The organism is Companilactobacillus jidongensis, assembly GCF_003946575.1.
In the GTDB taxonomy this organism is placed as follows: domain Bacteria; phylum Bacillota; class Bacilli; order Lactobacillales; family Lactobacillaceae; genus Companilactobacillus; species Companilactobacillus jidongensis.
Genome location: NZ_RHOP01000005.1, coordinates 156653 through 175732 on the forward strand (window position 1 = coordinate 156653; position 19080 = coordinate 175732).

The 19080-nt window shown below is 36.0% G+C and carries 14 protein-coding genes and 1 CRISPR repeat array; of the genes, 11 read left to right on the forward strand and 3 right to left on the reverse strand.

The genetic code is table 11. The annotated features are described in order from the left end of the window. Position 1 precedes the first annotated feature (1 nt). Positions 2–1198 (reverse strand): acetate/propionate family kinase, encoded by a 1197-nt coding sequence (locus EKM68_RS04535; RefSeq protein WP_125588475.1) that lies wholly within the window; start codon positions 1196–1198, stop codon positions 2–4. 138 nt (positions 1199–1336) lie between these two features. Here EKM68_RS04535 and EKM68_RS04540 point away from each other — a divergent pair, with 138 nt between their 5' ends. From EKM68_RS04540 to EKM68_RS04570, 7 genes are all read left to right on the forward strand, one after another. Further along, entirely contained in the window at positions 1337–3277 is a 1941-nt protein-coding gene (locus tag EKM68_RS04540) for a coiled-coil domain-containing protein (protein ID WP_125588476.1), read from the forward strand. A gap of 71 nt (positions 3278–3348) precedes the next feature. Continuing rightward, the gene (locus EKM68_RS04545; RefSeq protein WP_125588477.1) at positions 3349–4281 is read left to right on the forward strand and encodes a glycosyltransferase family 2 protein; all 933 of its coding nucleotides are present in this window, start codon (positions 3349–3351) and stop codon (positions 4279–4281) included. A 122-nt stretch (positions 4282–4403) separates the two neighbouring features. Next, on the forward strand, positions 4404–4991 hold the full coding sequence (locus tag EKM68_RS04550) for a TetR/AcrR family transcriptional regulator (RefSeq protein WP_125588478.1): 588 nt from the start codon (positions 4404–4406) through the stop codon (positions 4989–4991). Between the two features lie 8 nt (positions 4992–4999). Continuing rightward, positions 5000–6166 (forward strand): cation:proton antiporter, encoded by a 1167-nt coding sequence (locus EKM68_RS04555; RefSeq protein ID WP_125588479.1) that lies wholly within the window; start codon positions 5000–5002, stop codon positions 6164–6166. 88 nt (positions 6167–6254) lie between these two features. After that, positions 6255–7442, forward strand: coding sequence for an NAD(P)/FAD-dependent oxidoreductase (locus EKM68_RS04560; RefSeq protein WP_125588480.1), 1188 nt, complete (start codon positions 6255–6257; stop codon positions 7440–7442). A gap of 143 nt (positions 7443–7585) precedes the next feature. After that, positions 7586–8353, forward strand: a complete 768-nt coding sequence (locus EKM68_RS04565) for a DUF1003 domain-containing protein (protein WP_125588481.1) — start codon at positions 7586–7588, stop codon at positions 8351–8353. Between the two features lie 67 nt (positions 8354–8420). Beyond that, a complete protein-coding gene (locus EKM68_RS04570; RefSeq protein WP_125588482.1) occupies positions 8421–10436 on the forward strand; it encodes a KUP/HAK/KT family potassium transporter in 2016 nt (671 codons plus the stop codon). A gap of 29 nt (positions 10437–10465) precedes the next feature. On the opposite strand, the gene EKM68_RS04575 is transcribed toward EKM68_RS04570, so the two are convergent. Next, positions 10466–11023, reverse strand: a complete 558-nt coding sequence (locus EKM68_RS04575) for a cysteine hydrolase family protein (protein ID WP_125588483.1) — start codon at positions 11021–11023, stop codon at positions 10466–10468. A gap of 169 nt (positions 11024–11192) precedes the next feature. Between EKM68_RS04575 and cas9 the strand changes: the two genes are divergently transcribed. From cas9 to csn2, 4 genes are all read left to right on the forward strand, one after another. After that, a complete protein-coding gene (cas9, locus tag EKM68_RS04580) occupies positions 11193–15260 on the forward strand; it encodes a type II CRISPR RNA-guided endonuclease Cas9 (protein ID WP_125588484.1) in 4068 nt (1355 codons plus the stop codon). Positions 15261–15417: 157 nt separating this feature from the next. Beyond that, the gene (gene cas1, locus EKM68_RS04585; protein ID WP_125588485.1) at positions 15418–16296 is read left to right on the forward strand and encodes a type II CRISPR-associated endonuclease Cas1; all 879 of its coding nucleotides are present in this window, start codon (positions 15418–15420) and stop codon (positions 16294–16296) included. Between the two features lie 4 nt (positions 16297–16300). Then, a complete protein-coding gene (cas2, locus tag EKM68_RS04590) occupies positions 16301–16606 on the forward strand; it encodes a CRISPR-associated endonuclease Cas2 (RefSeq protein WP_225422963.1) in 306 nt (101 codons plus the stop codon). Then, positions 16603–17313, forward strand: coding sequence for a type II-A CRISPR-associated protein Csn2 (gene csn2, locus EKM68_RS04595; RefSeq protein ID WP_125588487.1), 711 nt, complete (start codon positions 16603–16605; stop codon positions 17311–17313). Before cas2 ends, csn2 begins: the two co-directional genes overlap by 4 nt. Before the next feature lie 26 nt (positions 17314–17339). After that, positions 17340–17969: a CRISPR direct-repeat array (repeat unit 36 nt; unit sequence GTTTTAGAAGTACGTCATTTCATGTAGTTAAGAACC). Positions 17970–18058: 89 nt separating this feature from the next. Here csn2 and EKM68_RS04600 read toward each other — a convergent pair. Continuing rightward, entirely contained in the window at positions 18059–18907 is an 849-nt protein-coding gene (locus EKM68_RS04600; RefSeq protein WP_125588488.1) for an alpha/beta fold hydrolase, read from the reverse strand. Positions 18908–19080: the final 173 nt, after the last annotated feature.

Below are 19080 nucleotides of genomic sequence, written 5' to 3' on the forward strand. Positions count from 1 at the left end.
ATTATTTATTCAACAATTGTGCAAATCCATAAGTATCTTGCGCAATCATCAATTCTTCATCAGTAGGCACTGTGTATGCAGCAATTTTGGAATCGTCCGTTGTAATACGAACTTCTTTTCCACGTAACTTGTTGTCCTCAGTGTCTGTTTTTATGCCTAAATAACTGAATGACTCTAAAATATCTTCACGCACTTCTGGAGAATTTTCACCAACACCAGCTGTAAATGCTAAAACATCAATACCACCCATTTCAGCAATGTATGAGCCAACATACTTAACAATACGATTACGGAAAATATCCAATGCTAATTTAGCACGTTCATTAGTATCTTGAACAGCTTCAATATCACGCATATCAGCTGATACACCAGAAATCCCAAGTAACCCTGATTTGTGATTTAAAATTTCGATCATATCATCGATATCCGTTAAGCCAAGGTGCTTCATTAAATATGGCAAGATAGAAACATCAATATCACCACTTCTAGTACCCATTGTAATACCAGCCAGTGGGGTGAATCCCATTGAAATATCAAATGCTTTACCATTCTTAATCGCACTGATCGACGCACCACTACCTAAATGCATAACGATGACATTCTTATCTTCAATTCCACCATCGACCAATTCATTTAGTCGTTGGGCAATATAACGGTGGCTCGTACCATGAGCACCATAACGACGTGCTTTGAATTCTTTGTAGTCGTTTAAATCAACACTGTACAAATAATTAACTTCTGGAATATCAGCAAAAAATGATGAATCAAAGACAGCTACCTGAATAGCCTTTGGAACTAATTTTTTAAACACATCGATGTAATAAGCCTCAATTTTGTTGTGCAATGGAGCATATTCTGACAATTGAAGAATCTTATTAAGATTTTCTTCGGTAACGATTTCAGACTTCTTGAATTCTTCTCCACCAGCAACGACACGATGGCCAAATGCTACAATATCTTCGAATCTTTGAATGATATCTCTATCTTTTAAAGCATCAAGAACTGACAGCACCGCAATCTCATTCGACTCGATAGCTTCTTCATGTTCAAACTTCTCACCGTTATACTTGAGTTTGAAAACTGATTTAGGCGAACCCAAACGATCGATCATACCTGATGCAATTGTCTTCTTCTCAGGCATTTCGAACAGCTTCCACTTCAAAGTTGAACTCCCTGCATTTATGGCCATTATCTTCATACATAAATCTCCCTTATTTTTGATGTTAACATTTAGCTCAAGTGGTAGCTTGATAGGCTTCACAACAGCTTTACACCACTTTAAAAAAATGCTACTCTTTAGTAACTATTATAAGTCAATTGTTGGGGGAATTCATTCGTGAAATTTTTAGATATATTACGCAAGATAGATGCAGATCCAGAGAAGAGCGCTCCAAGTACTGATACCGCTTCCTCTAAGGCACCTCAAGAAAATTCGTCAACCGACGAAAAAAGTCAAAATACTGACCAAAAAAATGAAGTTGTCGAAGAAAAAGCAGAGGAAAAAGAACAACTTCCTGTAACAACTCATGACAAACGTGTCAATATTGAAGAGCAAATGGACCAACTTTCACACCACTACGCTCAACTACGTAACGATCTAAAAACAAATCTTTTCTCAGAAAAAGATGAACATGAGACTAAAAAAGATACTCTTGATAATTATTTAGGTACCCTCAAACGTGATCAAAAGGAATCAAATGAAAAACTAGCTGACATTAAGGCTCAAAACGACGACGCCGAAACAGAACGTCTAGCTGGAGTTCATGCTGATCAAAAAGAACAAAACGAATTACTAGATAATTTCAAAACACAACAACAAGAATTATCCGATAAAATTTCCGACAACCAATCAAAACTAAGCAATGCGCAAGATGAATTGACTAAGAATGAACAGTCTGAAGCTGACATGTCCTCTTCTATCAAGGAAGAAAAAGACCTTCAAAAGATGATGGTCCTTATGGAAGAACAAAAGAAGTCGATCGATAAATTATACAAAGAACGCGAAGATATTCAATCTAAGATCAATGACATCAAAGCTACAATCGATTCACTTCAAACAGAGCTTGATGAAACTAATAAAAATATTAATGGCACCAGTTCCAACATTGATATGTTGAAGTCAAAAGCTAATCAAATTGAAGATAAAATCAAAAATGACCGTAATTATCGTATTGAAACAAAAGCTGGTCTTGAGAGACACCTTCAAAGCCTAGCTGACGAACGCGAAAAGATCGAATCTGAATTAGAAGAAGTTAATGGTAACATTGACTACCTCGGAAAATACATTAAGGATGTCTTCCATTCAGCTTATTTGGTCCGTGACGTCTACTTGGATAAAGATAAAGATTATTATGTAACGGCCGATTCCTTCGAAACCGAATCACAACAACGTGATGTCTTCGATATGGTTCAATTCCTGGAAGCTAAACTACAAAAGCCCGTTACATTAGTTTCAACTTTCTACAACAATCACTTAAATGAATTAGTTGATCATAACGCTAAGCTAGCTAAAGTACACATTCCAAATGTTGTCAGCTTATTCGACCAACTTCAAGCCAGTCCTAATCCAACTGATAAGACGGTTGAAATCCCAGAAAATGACGGTTGGGTAACTAGGACTGACGTCAAATCACATGACACTGTTATTTATGACCAAGGCAATACTTTGTTAATGACAGTTGAATATGACAACACTAATGATGATAAAAAAATCGATCGTATCAATTACTACAAGAACGATCAAGTTGTTAAAGCTAATATTTATAATGCTGCTGGACAATTGTCATCAGTTCAAAACTTCAACAAAGAAAAAGTTCTTACAGAACAAAACTTCTATCGAACAGATGGATCAATTGTCCTAACAATTATCTTTGAAGACAGCAAACCAACAAGTTACCAATTATTCGATAAGAATGGCTTACTAGAACACGACTTTAACAGCAAAGCTGAACTTATCACTTGGTGGCTCGAAAGTATCTCACCTGATACTCAAAATGCTATCTTTGTCGGAAGTATTGACGATCAACTCTATCAATTGATTATCAAAGAGGACAAATTGGATAGTGACCAAACAATCTCACTACTTCAAAATGTATCTGACAATATTGAAAATGTAATCAAGTCACTTGATAAGAACCAAGACGTAACAAACATCTTAGTCCAATTCAGCAAAGACCTTCACGCTATTGAAAGTGAAACAAATCGCGATATCAGTGTGAGTGTTATTAGAACTTCTAACAGTAGCAACCTTGCATTACCTGAATCACTAGAAATATAATAGTAATATGATGGGTACTCATCCGTTTGAGTACCTTTTTTTTAATCAAACCTAGGAAAGTGAATAAGAATATGAAAACCATATCCGTAATTGTGCCCTGTTATAACGAAGAAGAAACAATCAATTTATATTATGACGCTATGACTAAGGTTAAAAATGATAGTAATAAATTCAAATTTGAATATTGGTTTGTGGACGACGGCTCAAGGGATAAAACTTATCCGGTACTAAAAGAACTACAAGCTGCCCATCCTGACGAAGTACACTATATTACTTTCTCAAGAAACTTCGGTAAGGAATCAGCTCTCTATGCTGGTCTCAACGCTGTTACTGGCGACTATGTCGCCGTTATGGATGTCGACCTACAGGATCCACCAGAAATGCTTGATGAGATGTTTGATATGCTAGAAACAGATGAATACGACTGTGTTGGAACCGCCAGAATGGATCGTGACGGCGAAAATCCAATTATTTCTTTCTTTTCAAATGGCTTCTACGGTGTCATCAATAAAATGTCACAAACAAAGATCATCCCTGGTGCTCGTGATTATCGACTAATGACACGTCAAATGGTCGATGCAATTCTATCAATGACTGAATACAATCGTTTCTCAAAAGGTATCTTCAGTTGGGTCGGCTTCAGAACTAAATATTTACCATACAAGAATCGTGAACGTGTTGCTGGTACTACTTCTTGGAACTTCTGGAAACTACTCAAATACGCTATAACCGGCATCATCGATTTCACTGAACGTCCACTGATGTTTGCCACTTGGATGGGAATATTTTTCTCCGGCGTTTCCGTCCTCGCTATTATTGGAATTATCATTCGTAAATTGATTTATCCACTTAGCAGTGTTACTGGTTGGGCCTCGATGGTCTCGATCATCCTCTTGATTGGTGGAATACAATTATTAAGTATTGGTATCTTGGGAGAATATATCGGTAAGATCTTCTTAGAGGTCAAAAAGCGTCCGATTTATATCATAAGAGAGAAAAAATAAAGACCAAATTTGTGGTCTTTATTTTTTTTATCGAAATATCTTATTATCATATGATAACTGACACAAAAATTAAGTCACAATAGGCTATAATGGAAACAATGAACATGAGGACGGATAAAAAAATGAATTCACGTGATAAACAAGCGGAAAACACCAAGAATGCAATCTTGCGAGTAGCCGCTAAAGACTTCTTATCTCAAGGATATCAAGCTACATCTACTAGAAAAATTGCTCAAGAGTTGAACATCACTCAACCAAATATGTACCATTACTACAAGAATAAGAAAGTTCTATACGTCAAAGCTATCGAACACGAGGTCGGCGGATTCAGTGAAAAATTGTATGCTGAATATAATCGTAGCAAGGATCTCCCCTTTGATGAAATGTTGACAACTATTTCGACATTCATGGTTGAGAACTTCAAACTTAATCTTTTCATGTTGCGACATGATTTGGATACTGTTTTTACTGACGAAGAAAAAAAAGAAATCAGTAAGAATTGGGACGGCGGTTACTACAAAGTACTATTCAATATTTTCCAAGCACACAAGAACGAACTTAGATCTGATCTATCGATCCCTGTTCAAGTAGGAACTTTTTTGACAATGCTTGTACCTTATATCGAGTATAGCGAAGCTCGTCGCAAACGAAATATCGCCAATTTGAATACTATGATCAAGATTTTTCTTCACGGTATCAAAAAAGAATAGGAGTACAAATGGAATTTATAACCCTTCTGGCTTTAATGCTCTTCCTAACTTTGATTGTTAGTCACATTTTCAACAAAATGAACCTACCAGCCGTGATTGGGCAGCTGATACTTGGAGTCATTTTGGGTCGTGGACTACTAAATATTGTTCAACCGACGCATGAATTAGAGTTATTCGCTAACATTGGCGTTATTATGCTGATGTTTTTGGCGGGACTTGAAAGTGACTTGAATTTATTGCGTAAGCATTTAGGACCAAGCATTACGGTAGCTATTTTTGGGGTTATTCTTCCAGTTGCTTTGACGCTCGTAACTTCGATTGCATTTGGGATCAATTTGCGTGAAAGCATCTTCATCTCAGTTGTCTTTGCTGCGACTTCAGTCTCCATCTCAGTTGAAGTTTTGAAGAGTTTGAATTATTTATCGAGTACCTCGGGAACGGTTATTTTAGGTGCTGCGGTAGCAGACGATATTTTGGCAATTTCGATTTTAAGTGTTATGTCAGGAACTTTAACCGGGCATTTCTCAATGAAAAAAATCTGGATCTTATTAGCACTCTGGATCTTATTAGCACTCTGGATCTTATTTGTCATCGTCACATATGTCGCCTATCGTTGGATCGTACCAGAGATCATGCATCTAGCAAACTACTTAGAAGCCACACATGCTCCCACTATCACGGCTCTAGTAGTCTGTTTGATCTTCGCTTACTTTGCCGATTGGGTTAAGCTAGATTCTGTTTTAGGTGCCTTTGTGGCTGGTATTGCAATTTCTAACTCACCTAATTACAACAACAAGATCAATCAAAATATTGAGATTATTGGTTATTCAGTTTTTATTCCAATTTTCTTTATTAGTATCGGATTGAATCTACAATTTGCTAGTTTAATCAAAGATTTTTGGTTAATTCTACTCTTCACTATTACAGGCATAGTTGGTAAGCTGATTGGTGCAGGGTTCGGAGCACGAATCTCCGGATTCGACATGAAAGATTCATACGTTATTGGTTCTGGAATGATTTCTCGTGGTGAAATGGCACTGATAGTTGCACAGGTTGGATTTAGTGTTCAACTACTATCTGAGGAATATTATTCATCAGTTATTATCAGTATTATCTTGATTACGATTTTGGCACCATTTTTCTTGAAACACTCTATTAGTAAAAACCCTATATAATCTTATCAGTACCACCTATTTGATAAAAAGATATATAATGGTAGCGTAAACAATTTTTCAATCAACTATTATGAAGGAGAAGGTTATTATGGCACATATTTTAGTATTAGGCGCTGGATACGGTGGGTTAACGGCCGCTCGTGACCTTGCCAAATCAACACCAGCAGGAACACAAATCGACTTAGTAGATAAAAATGCATTGCACGTTGAAAAAACTGGACTACACATGATTGCAGCAGGTACAACAAGAGCAGATGCTGTTAGTTTTGATATTCGTTCTGTTCTCCCTTCAAGCGTCAACTTCATTCAAGCAACGGTCAAAAACCTTGATCTCGATAACAAGACAGTTCAATTCGATGATCACGATGATATTACTTATGATTATATTGTCGTAGCTCTTGGTTTCCGTTCAGAAGACTTTGGCCTAGAAGGTGCTAGTGATAACGCCCTCATCCTCCAAGACTTAGACACAGCCAAAAATATATATAAAACAATGAACAAAAATATCGCTAATTACAAAGAATCACAAGATCCAGCTGACTTAAGTATCGTTGTTTGTGGTGCTGGATTTACTGGTATCGAAATTCTTGGGGAACTAGTAGATACTGTTAAGATCCTCAAAGCCAAATATGGCGTTCCTGAAATTAAAGTTACATGTCTAGAAATGGCCACAAGAATTCTTCCTATGTTTGACGAGAACCTTGCTAGTTATGCTGTTTCATACCTTGAAAAAAATGGCATCAAGCTTCTAACCGGTGCTAAGATCACTAAGATCGAGCCTAAAGCTGTTGTTTATATGGACGGCGACACCGAGAAAAAGGTCGAAGGAAGCACAATTCTTTGGACCGTTGGTGTCAGTGGTAGTGATGTTATCAAAGATTCCGGCATTGAAGCTAGAAGAAACCGTGTCATGACGACATCGTTCCTTAATCTTGAAGATCACCCTGAAGCATTCTTCATCGGTGATGATTCAGCTATGATCCCTGAAGGACAAGAACGTCCATTACCAACAACTGGACAACTCGCTTCAGCTGAAGGTGTTTCTGTAGCTAACAATATCGGTGCAGCTTTGAGCGGTGCAGAACTCAAACCATTCGTCTACAACTCACTTGGTACTATTGCTTCACTTGGACAAAACCACGGTATCGCTGAAATCTTGAGCAAAGGTTATAAGTTCAAGGGCCACACAGCTTCACTACTCAAACATCTCTCAGGAGACAGAAGTTTGATGGAAGTTGCCGGACTCAAGACAGCTATCAAGAAGGGTACAATTTAATTTATAAACTACAAAAGATCTCTTTAGAGGTCTTTTTTTGTTGTCAAATTGACATTTCGTATTATCATAACTAATTCAGTCTATTTAAATTGTTTTATTAATAGAAAGATATTAACATCTTTGGTAAATGTGAGGTGATATTCATGTCAGTCAAAAAAACACAACACTGCATCATATGCCAAAATCGCTTTTCTCCAACGGAGGGTCTTTTTTTAAGAGATTTGAACACGACCCTTCAACAGGAAATAAAGCATAAAAATGACTTTGCAAAAGATTCCAGTTTCATTTGCCTTCGTGACTTACAAATCATTCGACTCACAAATATGCAGAATGTCATCGATCATGATCTAGAGATCGACCGTCGCATGAATTCTGAACTGCAAAAAGAATTGTCGAAGGATACTTATGAGATCCGTAATTTAAATGATACTATTCATGGCAAACTTACCCGCGGTCAAAAATTATCAGATGCCGTCGCCAGATTCGGTGGTAGCTGGGGATTTATTATTACCTTTGTCATTATTCTGATCGTCTGGATGGCAATTAATATTGTTCACTTATTCGGAATTAACTTCGACCCCTATCCGTTTATCTTACTCAATTTGTTCTTAAGCTGTATTGCTGCCATTCAGGCACCAATTATTATGATGAGTCAAAATCGTCAGGCCGATCGTGATAGATTCGATGCTGAAAATGACTACCGGACTAACAGCAAATCTGAAAAAGAAATCAGTGTTCTTCATGAAAAATTTGATCAATTAAATGAGGTCCAATGGCCTCACTTGATAGATATCCAAAAAATGCAGATTGAAGTATTGAGTGAACTGGAAAATGAAATTCAATCCTTGAAGGATGAACAACATCGGCAAAACAATCCTAACCATCTGCGGCACCAAAGGAAAAATTTATAGTGCTCTTTTATTGTTATTTTTATAATTTCAGACTAGTATCACCTTTGCAGATTAGGAGGATTAGATAATGAAAAAAACGACATCCTCATTTTCAAAATTAGGTATGCTGATAACTTTGGGAATCGTTTATGGTGACATTGGTACCTCACCACTCTACGTTATGAACGCTATAATCAACGATGCTGGTAAAATGAAAGAAGCTGTTCCTGAATATATCATTGGCAGTATTTCGCTGATCTTTTGGACTTTGATGCTGATCACTACGATCAAATATATCTGTATTGCAATGAAAGCTGATAACCACAGTGAAGGTGGTATCTTCGCCTTATTTGCACTGGTACGATCCAAGAAATGGTTGATTATCCCCGCTCTAATTGGCGGTTCTGCCCTCTTAGCTGATGGCACACTAACTCCTGCTGTTACCGTCACTTCGGCAATGGAAGGCCTCAAGGGGCAATCACTAGGTAACTTCACTATGTCCAACGATCAAAGCGTTATTCTGATCATGGTCACAGTTATTCTGTTGACTATCTTCGTCATTCAGAAGTTTGGTACCGATCGGATCGGTAAATCATTTGGACCCATTATGCTGATCTGGTTCAGTTTCATCGGTATCATGGGACTGATAAATATCACTAGTGACTGGACCGTTTTACGCGCCCTATCACCAATTTATGCAATCAAGATTCTGACCAGTCCAGTCAATCACGTTGGAATATTTATTCTTGGTAGTGTCTTCCTAGCCACGACTGGTGCCGAAGCGCTGTATTCCGATATGGGACAAGTGGGTAAGTATAACATCTACGCTACGTGGCCATTTGTTTACACCATGCTGATGCTCAATTACTTGGGTCAAGGTGCTTGGGTCATGTCACATTATTTGGACAAACAATACATGAACCTAAATACAATCAATCCGTTCTACGAAATGCTACCTGGACAAACAAAAATATTTGCTATTCTGATTGCGACAATGGCAGCTATCATCGCCTCTCAAGCTTTGATTACTGGTTCGTATACACTGGTCGAAGAAGCCATTGGCCTCAAGATACTACCCCGATTAAGGGTCAAATTTCCCGGCGATAGTAAGAGCCAACTCTATATCGGATCAGTTAATTGGTTACTATGCTTAGTGACACTTGGCATCGTCTGGAGTTTTAGGACTTCCGAACACATGGAGGCCGCTTATGGACTTGCCATCACCTTGACAATGTTAATGACAACGATCCTATTGCATCAATTCATCATCATGAAAAAGCATCCCATCGCTGCAACAATTTTTGTCAGCTTCTTCTTCACACTCGAGACTCTCTTCTTTATTTCTAGCTTAGTAAAATTCGTTCATGGCGGTTATATTACCGTAATTATCACGACAATCATTCTAATGATCATGGTCGTTTGGTACTTCGGTAACAAGCGTCGTGATATGTACTTGGATGAAAGCCAGTCCGTCTCACTACTCAATTACATTCCCCAACTGGAAAAATTGAGTAACGATGAACGTGTACCACTATATGCGACTAACCTAGTCTTCTTGAACCGGATCGGGTCAGACTATTCCATCAAACGTTCGATCATCTATTCGATTCTTGATCAAGAACCTAAACGTGCCAAAGTCTACTGGTTCATCACCGTTAATCAAACGGACAAGCCTTATGAATGTAACTATAATGTCGATATGATGGATACCAGAAATGTCGTCAATGTTCAACTGAATCTAGGATTCAAGAAGTCACAACATGTTAATATTTATATTCGTCAAATCGTCAACGGTTTGATGACTGATCACGTAATTGATTCACAGACACCTGATTATTCTATGATGCCAGATCGCCGTGTCGGATCATTCAAATTCGTTATCCTAAACGAACAATTCCAAGATCTTGGTGCTCAGGAGCATATGAATAGCTGGGACAGATACTTGATTGGTGGACGTATCCTCTTACAAAACCTTACCTTGTCACCGGCCATGTGGTATGGCTTAGAATTCAGTGATGTTACCGAGGAAAAAGTTCCACTATTCTTGGGCAGTCACATCGATCATTATTTGGTCAAAAAACAAGTTAGAAACATAAAAAAATAAACTTCCAAATGGAAGTTTATTTTTTTGCACTATTTTACGATTTTAGCTCCTAATACTTTTTCAAAATGTTCCATCGCCCAGTCATGACCAGCTTGATTGAATGATGCCACGCATGAACTGTGAATTACTAACTTGTAGTTCAAGTTATAAGCGTCGATTGCCGTGTGTAAGACACAAATGTCAGTACAGACACCAGCTAAGTGCAACGTATCAACGTCACGCTCACGAAGTCTAATATCTAGGTCAGTGCCGGCAAAAGCACTGTAACGAGTCTTAGGAAATTGTTTGATGTTATCCTCGTCGCGGTGCTTCTCATACCAAGGCTTAACCTCACCATATAATTCCCTACCCCATGTATCTTCAACATTGTGAGCTGGGAAAAGCTTGGACTCTGGATGATACTGATCAAATGGAATGTGCAAATCAGTTGGCAGCCAAACCCAATCATCATTTTTGCGCATGTTTTCAGCTAGTTTTATGATATTTGGCTCAATAGCTTGGCCGGCTTCTCCACAAGTCAATGCACCTTTGTCCGCTACAAAATCGTTCGTGTAATCAATAATAAGTAAAGCTTCATGTGATGCCATGTTTATCCCTACTTTCTTATTTGTTACCTTTGATTATTGATGGATATTGGAGATATGTCAAACCTTAGGTAAAAAAAACATTATTTCCCATAAAAACACGTAAAACATTTTCAGTTTTGATAGAATTAAAGTGTTTTAGTACTTGTTACAAACTAGGAGGGAACAAGTTATGAATAGAAAAACAACCAAATTTAACATTGGGTTAGATATTGGTACCGGCTCTGTTGGCTGGGCAGTTACGGATAATAATTATAATTTATTGCATGCAAAAAAGAAAAACCTTTGGGGAGTACGTTTATTCAATACAGCAGAGACTGCTGCCGAAAGACGTTCAAATCGCTCAGCTAGAAGACGTTACCGAAGACGCCGTAATCGTTTAAACTGGTTAGATGAAATATTTGCGGACGAATTATTTAAAGCTGATCCAGGTTTTTTGAATCGCATGAAATACACTTGGATATCTAAGAAGGATAAAACAAGAACTCGTGATGAATATAATTTATTTATTGATAAAGGATTCAATGACAAAACATATTTTGACAAATATCCCACTATTTTTCATCTTAGAAAACATTTAATTGAAGATACACAAAAAGCTGATATTCGTTTGGTTTATTTAGTAATTCATAATATTTTAAAATACCGTGGTAACTTCACATATGAACACCAAAACTTCGATGTTTCAAAAATGAACAAAGGACTTGAAAATACCTTATTAGAACTAAATCAATCATTAGATCAATTTGGTCTAAGCCTACCTGAAGGAGTAAATTTTAAAAAAATTAGTGAAATTTTACTTGAGAAAAACTGGAGCCCTAGTCATAAGGTCAGTGATATCCTAACTTTGGTGAATCCTGAAAAGGATATGAAGCAGTTATATAAACAAGTATTTACATTATTGGTTGGTAACAAAGCAGATTTGACTAAATTATTCGATATTGAATCCACTGATAAAATATCTATTAGTTTTTCTTCAAATACAATTGAGACTGAGCTTAGCGATACCCAAGAAAAATTAACCGATGAACAATATTCTATAATTGAATTAGCAAATCCTATTTATAGCACAATTGTTTTAAATGATATCCTCAATGGTGAAACTTATTTGAGCTTTGCCCAGGTTATCAAGTACGAGTCCCATCATGAAGACTTAATGCAACTTAAGACATTATGGAGAAATGACGAAGATTCTGCTGCTGTTAAAAAAGCACGAATCGCCTACGATAAATATCTTGATGATGGTAAATACAATCTTGATGATTTCTATAAAGACATTAAAAAATATCTATCGACAAAAGATGATACCTATTCTCAAACCTCTTTAGAGAAAATCGAAAAACGTCAATATCTATTAAAACAAAGAACAAGCGAAAATGGAGTTATTCCATTCCAACTTAACGAAAATGAATTACTTAAAATAATTGACAATCAATCACAGTACTATCCATTCTTGAAGGAAAACAAAGATAAAATTCTATCATTAATTAACTTTAGAATTCCATACTACGTCGGACCTCTTCAATGTAAAGATAAGAGTGATTTTGCTTGGATGGAAAGAAAAGCTGATGGACCAATTCGTCCATGGAACTTTGATGAAAAGGTTGACCGTGAAAAATCGTCAAATAACTTTATTCGTCGTATGACTGCCACAGATACTTACTTGATTGGTGAACCAGTTGTACCTAAGTACAGCCTAATATATCAAAAGTACGAAGTATTAAGTGAACTTAATAATGTCAGAATTAAGAGTACTGGTGAAGAGTCTGACAACGGAGAGAGATTATCCGTTGAAGTAAAACAGCGTATCTACAATGAGCTATTTAAGAAACACACTACAGTATCCACAAAACGTCTCAAAGATTGGTTGATTAAAGAAAGCTATTATTCAGCACCTGAAGTTCATGGATTATCCGATAAAACCAAGTTTTTATCTAGTCTGTCCTCATATCGTAAACTAGTTCCAATATTCGGTAGTGATTTTGTTGATGACAATAAAAATCTTAAGCATTTAGAAGAAGTTATTGAATGGCAAACTGTTTTTGAAGATCGACAAATTCTTAAATTGAAGCTTAAAAATTCCGGTCTATATACTGACGAACAAATCAATAAATTAGCCTCTATTCGTTATCAAGGTTGGGGACGATTTTCTAACAAATTGCTTACACAATTATTCATTGAGACGAAGATTGGTAACGAACACCAACCAAGTGAGCATTCAATTATCGATTTGATGTGGCAAACAAAGAGTAATTTTATGGAAATTATTCGTGATGATAAATATAATTTTGAAGAACAAATCAAACATAATAATGTTGGGGATGCTGATAATAAAAAGCCACTCGATCTCGTCAATGAATTACCTGGTTCCCCCGCTTTAAAACGTGGTATTTGGCAAGCCATCGTCATTGTTCAAGAACTATCTAAGTTTATGAAACATGCTCCTGAACATATCTTTATTGAATTCACACGTGACGATAAAGATAGTACAATTACTAATTCCAGATATAAACAATTAGAAAAGAAATATAAAGAATTAGCAGACATCACTAGAAACTTAGCATCTGAATTAAAAAACGCATTATACCCTACCGATGATTTAAAAAATCTGATGAAAGACAAAAAAAACGCTCTATCAAACGAGCGACTAATGTTGTATTTCTCACAAATGGGTAAGAGCTTATATAGCAATGCAGAAATCGATATCAATCGTTTATTCACAACAGATTATCAGGTCGATCACATTTTGCCACAGTCCTATATCAAGGACGATTCACTTGAAAATAAAGCACTTGTTAAAGCCAATGAAAATCAAAGAAAATTAGATGATCTACTCTTACCAAATGATGTCATTGTAAATAACACTAACCGCTGGCAATATCTCAAGGAAGCCGGTCTAATGGGACCTAAAAAGTTTGCCAATTTAACTAGAACACAGGTTACTGAACGACAACAAGAAGGCTTCATCAATCGTCAATTAGTTCAGACTTCACAAATGGTTAAGAACGTTGCCAATATTCTCGATAGTATTTACCCAGATACACAAATTATCGAAACACGTGCTGGATTAGGAATGGGATTCCGTGATGCTTTCAGTCATCTTAATAAGGAAACCTACCACTACGAACATCCTGAATTCGTAAAAAATAGAAATGTCAACGATTTTCATCATGCTCAAGATGCATATATTTCAACAATTGTTGGAACCTATCAATTGAAAAAATATCCACGTGATAACATGCGACTTGCTTTTGATGCTTATTCTAAGTTCTTCGAAGACTTGAAGAAAGAGGCCAGAAAGAAAGACGGTAAGGTTCCCCTTTATTCACGTAATGGATTTATTATTGGTTCAATGTTCAATGGTAAGACTCAAGTTAATAAGCAAAATGGTGAAATTATTTGGGATCAAAAGATCAAAGATAATATCAGTAAGACATTTAAATTCAAGCAATATAACATTACTAAGCAGACTCATATCTATGATGGTGCTTTGTATAATGCTACGATTCAAGCTCCTGATGACAAAAAGAAACTTATACCCCTTAAGAAAGGCGTGGACCCTTATATTTATGGTGGATATACTAGTGATAAACCTTCGTACTCTACATTAGTCAACATAGATGACAAGAAAAAACTAGTTAATATCCCTGTGCGTATTGCTCACGAAATTGACGCTGGTAGGATCAATAAACTCCAGTGGATTTCTGACAATACTAAGCATAAGAAAGAAATTGAGATTTTGATAAATAAGGTACCTATTGGACAAATTGTTGAGAGCTCTGACAAAGGATTAGTTTCTCTACCATCGGGTACAGAAATGATAAACAATAAACAACTAGTCATGTCATATGGTGAATCCGCACTATTATCTCTATTGGAACATTCCACATTGGATAACTACAGATTCATCCTCGGTTGTTATGATGATAATTTCATAAAAAATATATATATGAATATATTGTCCAAAATGGAAAATTTCTATCCCGGATATCAAAGTGAATTTAAACGATTTACAGAAAATATTAACGCTATGGATCAAGTACCTGAAGAAAAACAAGTATCTGTAATAGAGCAAATATTGAATCTGCTTCATGCTAATTCAACTAATGCAAAATTGAAATTTGGTAATATAAAGAATCAAGCATTTGGTAGAAAAATGAATGGTTACGAATTTTCAAACTCAGACTTTATATACCAATCACCAACAGGTCTATATGAATCAAAAATTCACATAGATTAGCCAAAAAAGGGCAAAAAAAATAGCCCCCACGCGGGAGCAGTCAATTAAGACTATTTAACATAAATGTTGATTTTAACTTAGTACGCCATTTCATGTAGTTTGAACAAGTTCATTATAAGTTATCCCTATAAAAATATCAATATAAAGGAGAATAATTATGGGATGGGAAACGGTATATGTAACTTCTAAGTGCAAATTGTCTTACAAATCTAATCATCTGCTAGTACAGAAAACAACTGAAATCACAGAGATTCCTTTTCATCAGATCAGTTGTATCTTGGTCGCAACAACACAAGTGGTAATAACTGGTTACTTAATATCTAAGTTAACTGAAGCGGATATTAAAATTATCTTCTGTGACAACGATCATAATCCATGCTCTGAACTTAACGGTTATTATTCAAATAACAATCGAAATCAAAATATTGATAAGCAATTTTCTTGGCCAATACCGAAAAAAGAACTTCTTTGGACCAATATTGTTACCAATAAAATTGAAAATCAAATTGCTGTTATGAAACAACAAAAACTGGATACAACTGAAGTGATCGATGAATTCAATAATATGAAAGATAATGACCGAACTAATCGTGAAGCAATTATTGCCATGAAGTACTTTCCTGCCCTCTTCGGAAGTAACTTCTCACGTGGTGATCCTGAGGATGATATCAATAAGATGCTCAATTATGGTTACACAATATTATTATCGACTGTCAACCAGGAAATTATCGCACAAGGTTATCTGACCCAACTTGGAATACATCACCACAGTAATCAAAACGACTTCAATCTTTCTAGCGACTTGATGGAACCGTTCAGACAATTTGTCGATCAAATCGTCATTGAGCACAATGATGATACCTTTGACGAAGGTACAAAGCTAGATATACTCGCCGTTTTGGAAAAAGAAATAACTTATAATGATAAGAATTACATTCTCAAAAATGCTATTAACCAACACGTTCAAAACTGCTTCAAGTTTTTAGATGCTAAAAAACAATCTATAGCTAAGGTGGAACTTAAGGATGAGGTGTAGGGTTATGAGACTAATGATCATGTTTGACTTACCAACATTGACTTCACAGGATAGAAGAAACTATCGGCAATTCATGAAAAAATTACGCTTGGATGGATTCACAAAGATGCAAGAATCAATCTATACATGTGTCTTGATTGATGCTACATCAGCCAAGTTTTTAACTAACAAAGTAGAACTTTATGCTCCCAGTAAAGGATTGATTCAAGCACTACCTATTACTGAGAAGCAATATGAAGCGATGAGATATCTTACCGGAAAAAAGAAAGATACTCCTGATAGAAGATTTGAAAGGTTGGTAGTGATATGAGTCCAGAATCCATTACTATATACCCTTATGATCCATTCGATATTGACTATGGAATTACTTTTTTAAATGTTCAATGCAAAGAAGAATATACATCCTTTCTATTTGTATTGAATCAATTAAAAAAACACGAAACTTTTGTAGATGATATCGATCAATACATTCACTTTTATGTAGATGAAAAAGACAATTTAAAAACATCCCTAAAACAGGTCGCAATGATTGGCGATTTGACCAGTTTTGAACTCAACTCAACTGGAAATTTAAAATTGGTTCTTCAAAAAATCGTCTTTGATAACCAAATTATCAATCAAGACCGGATTGAAAAATTGAATCATGAAATTAATGAACTCATATTTGACTCAACAAGTAGTTATGATGAAACTTTTGAATATGATCTATTACCTGAATTAATAAAATTATTAAAATCCAAAGATTTTAAGATAGATAGTAGTAACTGGCAGAATTATTATGATAAACTTCAATCAGTAGTTAGATTTTATGTAGAATTTAGTGATAAGAGATTATTACTATTTCATGGGTTAGAACGCCTATGTAGTTTAGAACAACTTAATGAATTGAATGATTACCTGAAATCCATCAAGTTAGCTGTAGTGAGTCTCGAATCGTATCCAATGACGTTGAAGAAGTCCGGCCTGAACACCCGAATTTATTCGATTGATGAGGATCACGTTCGATTTGACTATTAACACTTAAAGTTAACGTTAAGTAGGTGGTTTTAGAAGTACGTCATTTCATGTAGTTAAGAACCCCCACACTATGCGCAAAACTGGGGCTTATCGTTTTAGAAGTACGTCATTTCATGTAGTTAAGAACCCACGGAATCAGACATACAGCATGTTCCCTCGTTTTAGAAGTACGTCATTTCATGTAGTTAAGAACCAATTGCTATTTTCAATGAAGTCATCAAATTGTTTTAGAAGTACGTCATTTCATGTAGTTAAGAACCTTTTAAGCACCACATCTTGCCTTCACTAGGGTTTTAGAAGTACGTCATTTCATGTAGTTAAGAACCCCACCATTGCATTAATCCGATGTGTGGTGCGTTTTAGAAGTACGTCATTTCATGTAGTTAAGAACCCTGCCTTCTGTTAAAAAGAAGTGAACATAGGTTTTAGAAGTACGTCATTTCATGTAGTTAAGAACCACGTTTTTAGCTTTACAAGCGGGATTTAAAGTTTTAGAAGTACGTCATTTCATGTAGTTAAGAACCTTGTGTAGCTGTAGTAACAAGAGCTAAGTCCTTTTAGAAGTACGTCATTTCATGTAGTTAAGAACCAAATTCCTTGTTTTCACCTACTGGTAATTCGTTTTAGAAGTACGTCATTTCATGTAGTTAAGAACCAGCACCTGGCCACAAAAACCAGGTGCTTTTTTCATCCCCAAACAAAAAAACACCCAACCAAAAATCAGTCAGGCATCCCAATCAAAAATTTACATATCAACCTTAAGAACATCTTCAACGTTCTCATCAAAATCAATAATCATATCAGCAACTTCTTCAGGTTTTTCGATCATACCAACATGACCAGCACCTTTCAAATCTTTCATTGTAAGATGTGGCACACGTCCTATTGTTGCCTTAGCGTCTTTAATTCCGGCTTCAGTCAAGATTTGATCGTCATCAGAGAAAATAGCCAATGTAGCAAGATCTGTAGCCCGAAGGCGTTTGTTCATTGCTTTATCTTCCAAATAATTATTGGCCATGTTACTTAATTTTTTAGCAATCTTACGATCAACAGCATTGGCAGCATCATTGATCACGTTAGGATTCTTCAACTTAGAGGTGTCAAAATCCTTCGCAAAGTACAAACCAGCTTTCACTGGTGACTTGGCCATTTTACCTAATAATGGAATAGCTGCAAATGACGAATTAGCGTCCATCTCAGCGTATTTTTCATTAGCCGGTGTATTGAGCAGAACTAACTTAGAAACGCTAAAATCACGTACTTCTGCGACTCTATTGGCAATTAAGCCACCGATGCCATAGCCAAATAGGATCATGTTCTCAGTTATACGAAGTCTGGCGATTCCTTCCAGAATTGCCCAGGCTTGCACGTCCATATCATATTCGTCGTCCTTAGATTTACTAGACTTGCCTTGTCCTAACAGATCAATAGACACAACGGTGTAATTTTTTTGCAAATAAGGTGTTATCTCATCATAATAATCAACTGATCCGTTAATTCCAGGGATCAATACGATAACTTTTTTATCACTTTCGAGGTCACCGGTAACTTTGATATTTACCTTACCTCTGGTTACTTCATATATTTTTTCCAAATTTTAAGCCTCTTTACTTTTTCTCACTCTCAAAATATACCGAAGTTCCAACAATTTTGCATTGTTTATGCTAAAATTTTTGTTTTTTTTCATAATCTGGTCTTTTTTAATTGACTTTCACCTTAAAAAACGTTAAATTGGACTAGACCAGACAAAGAGATGGGAGATTATAA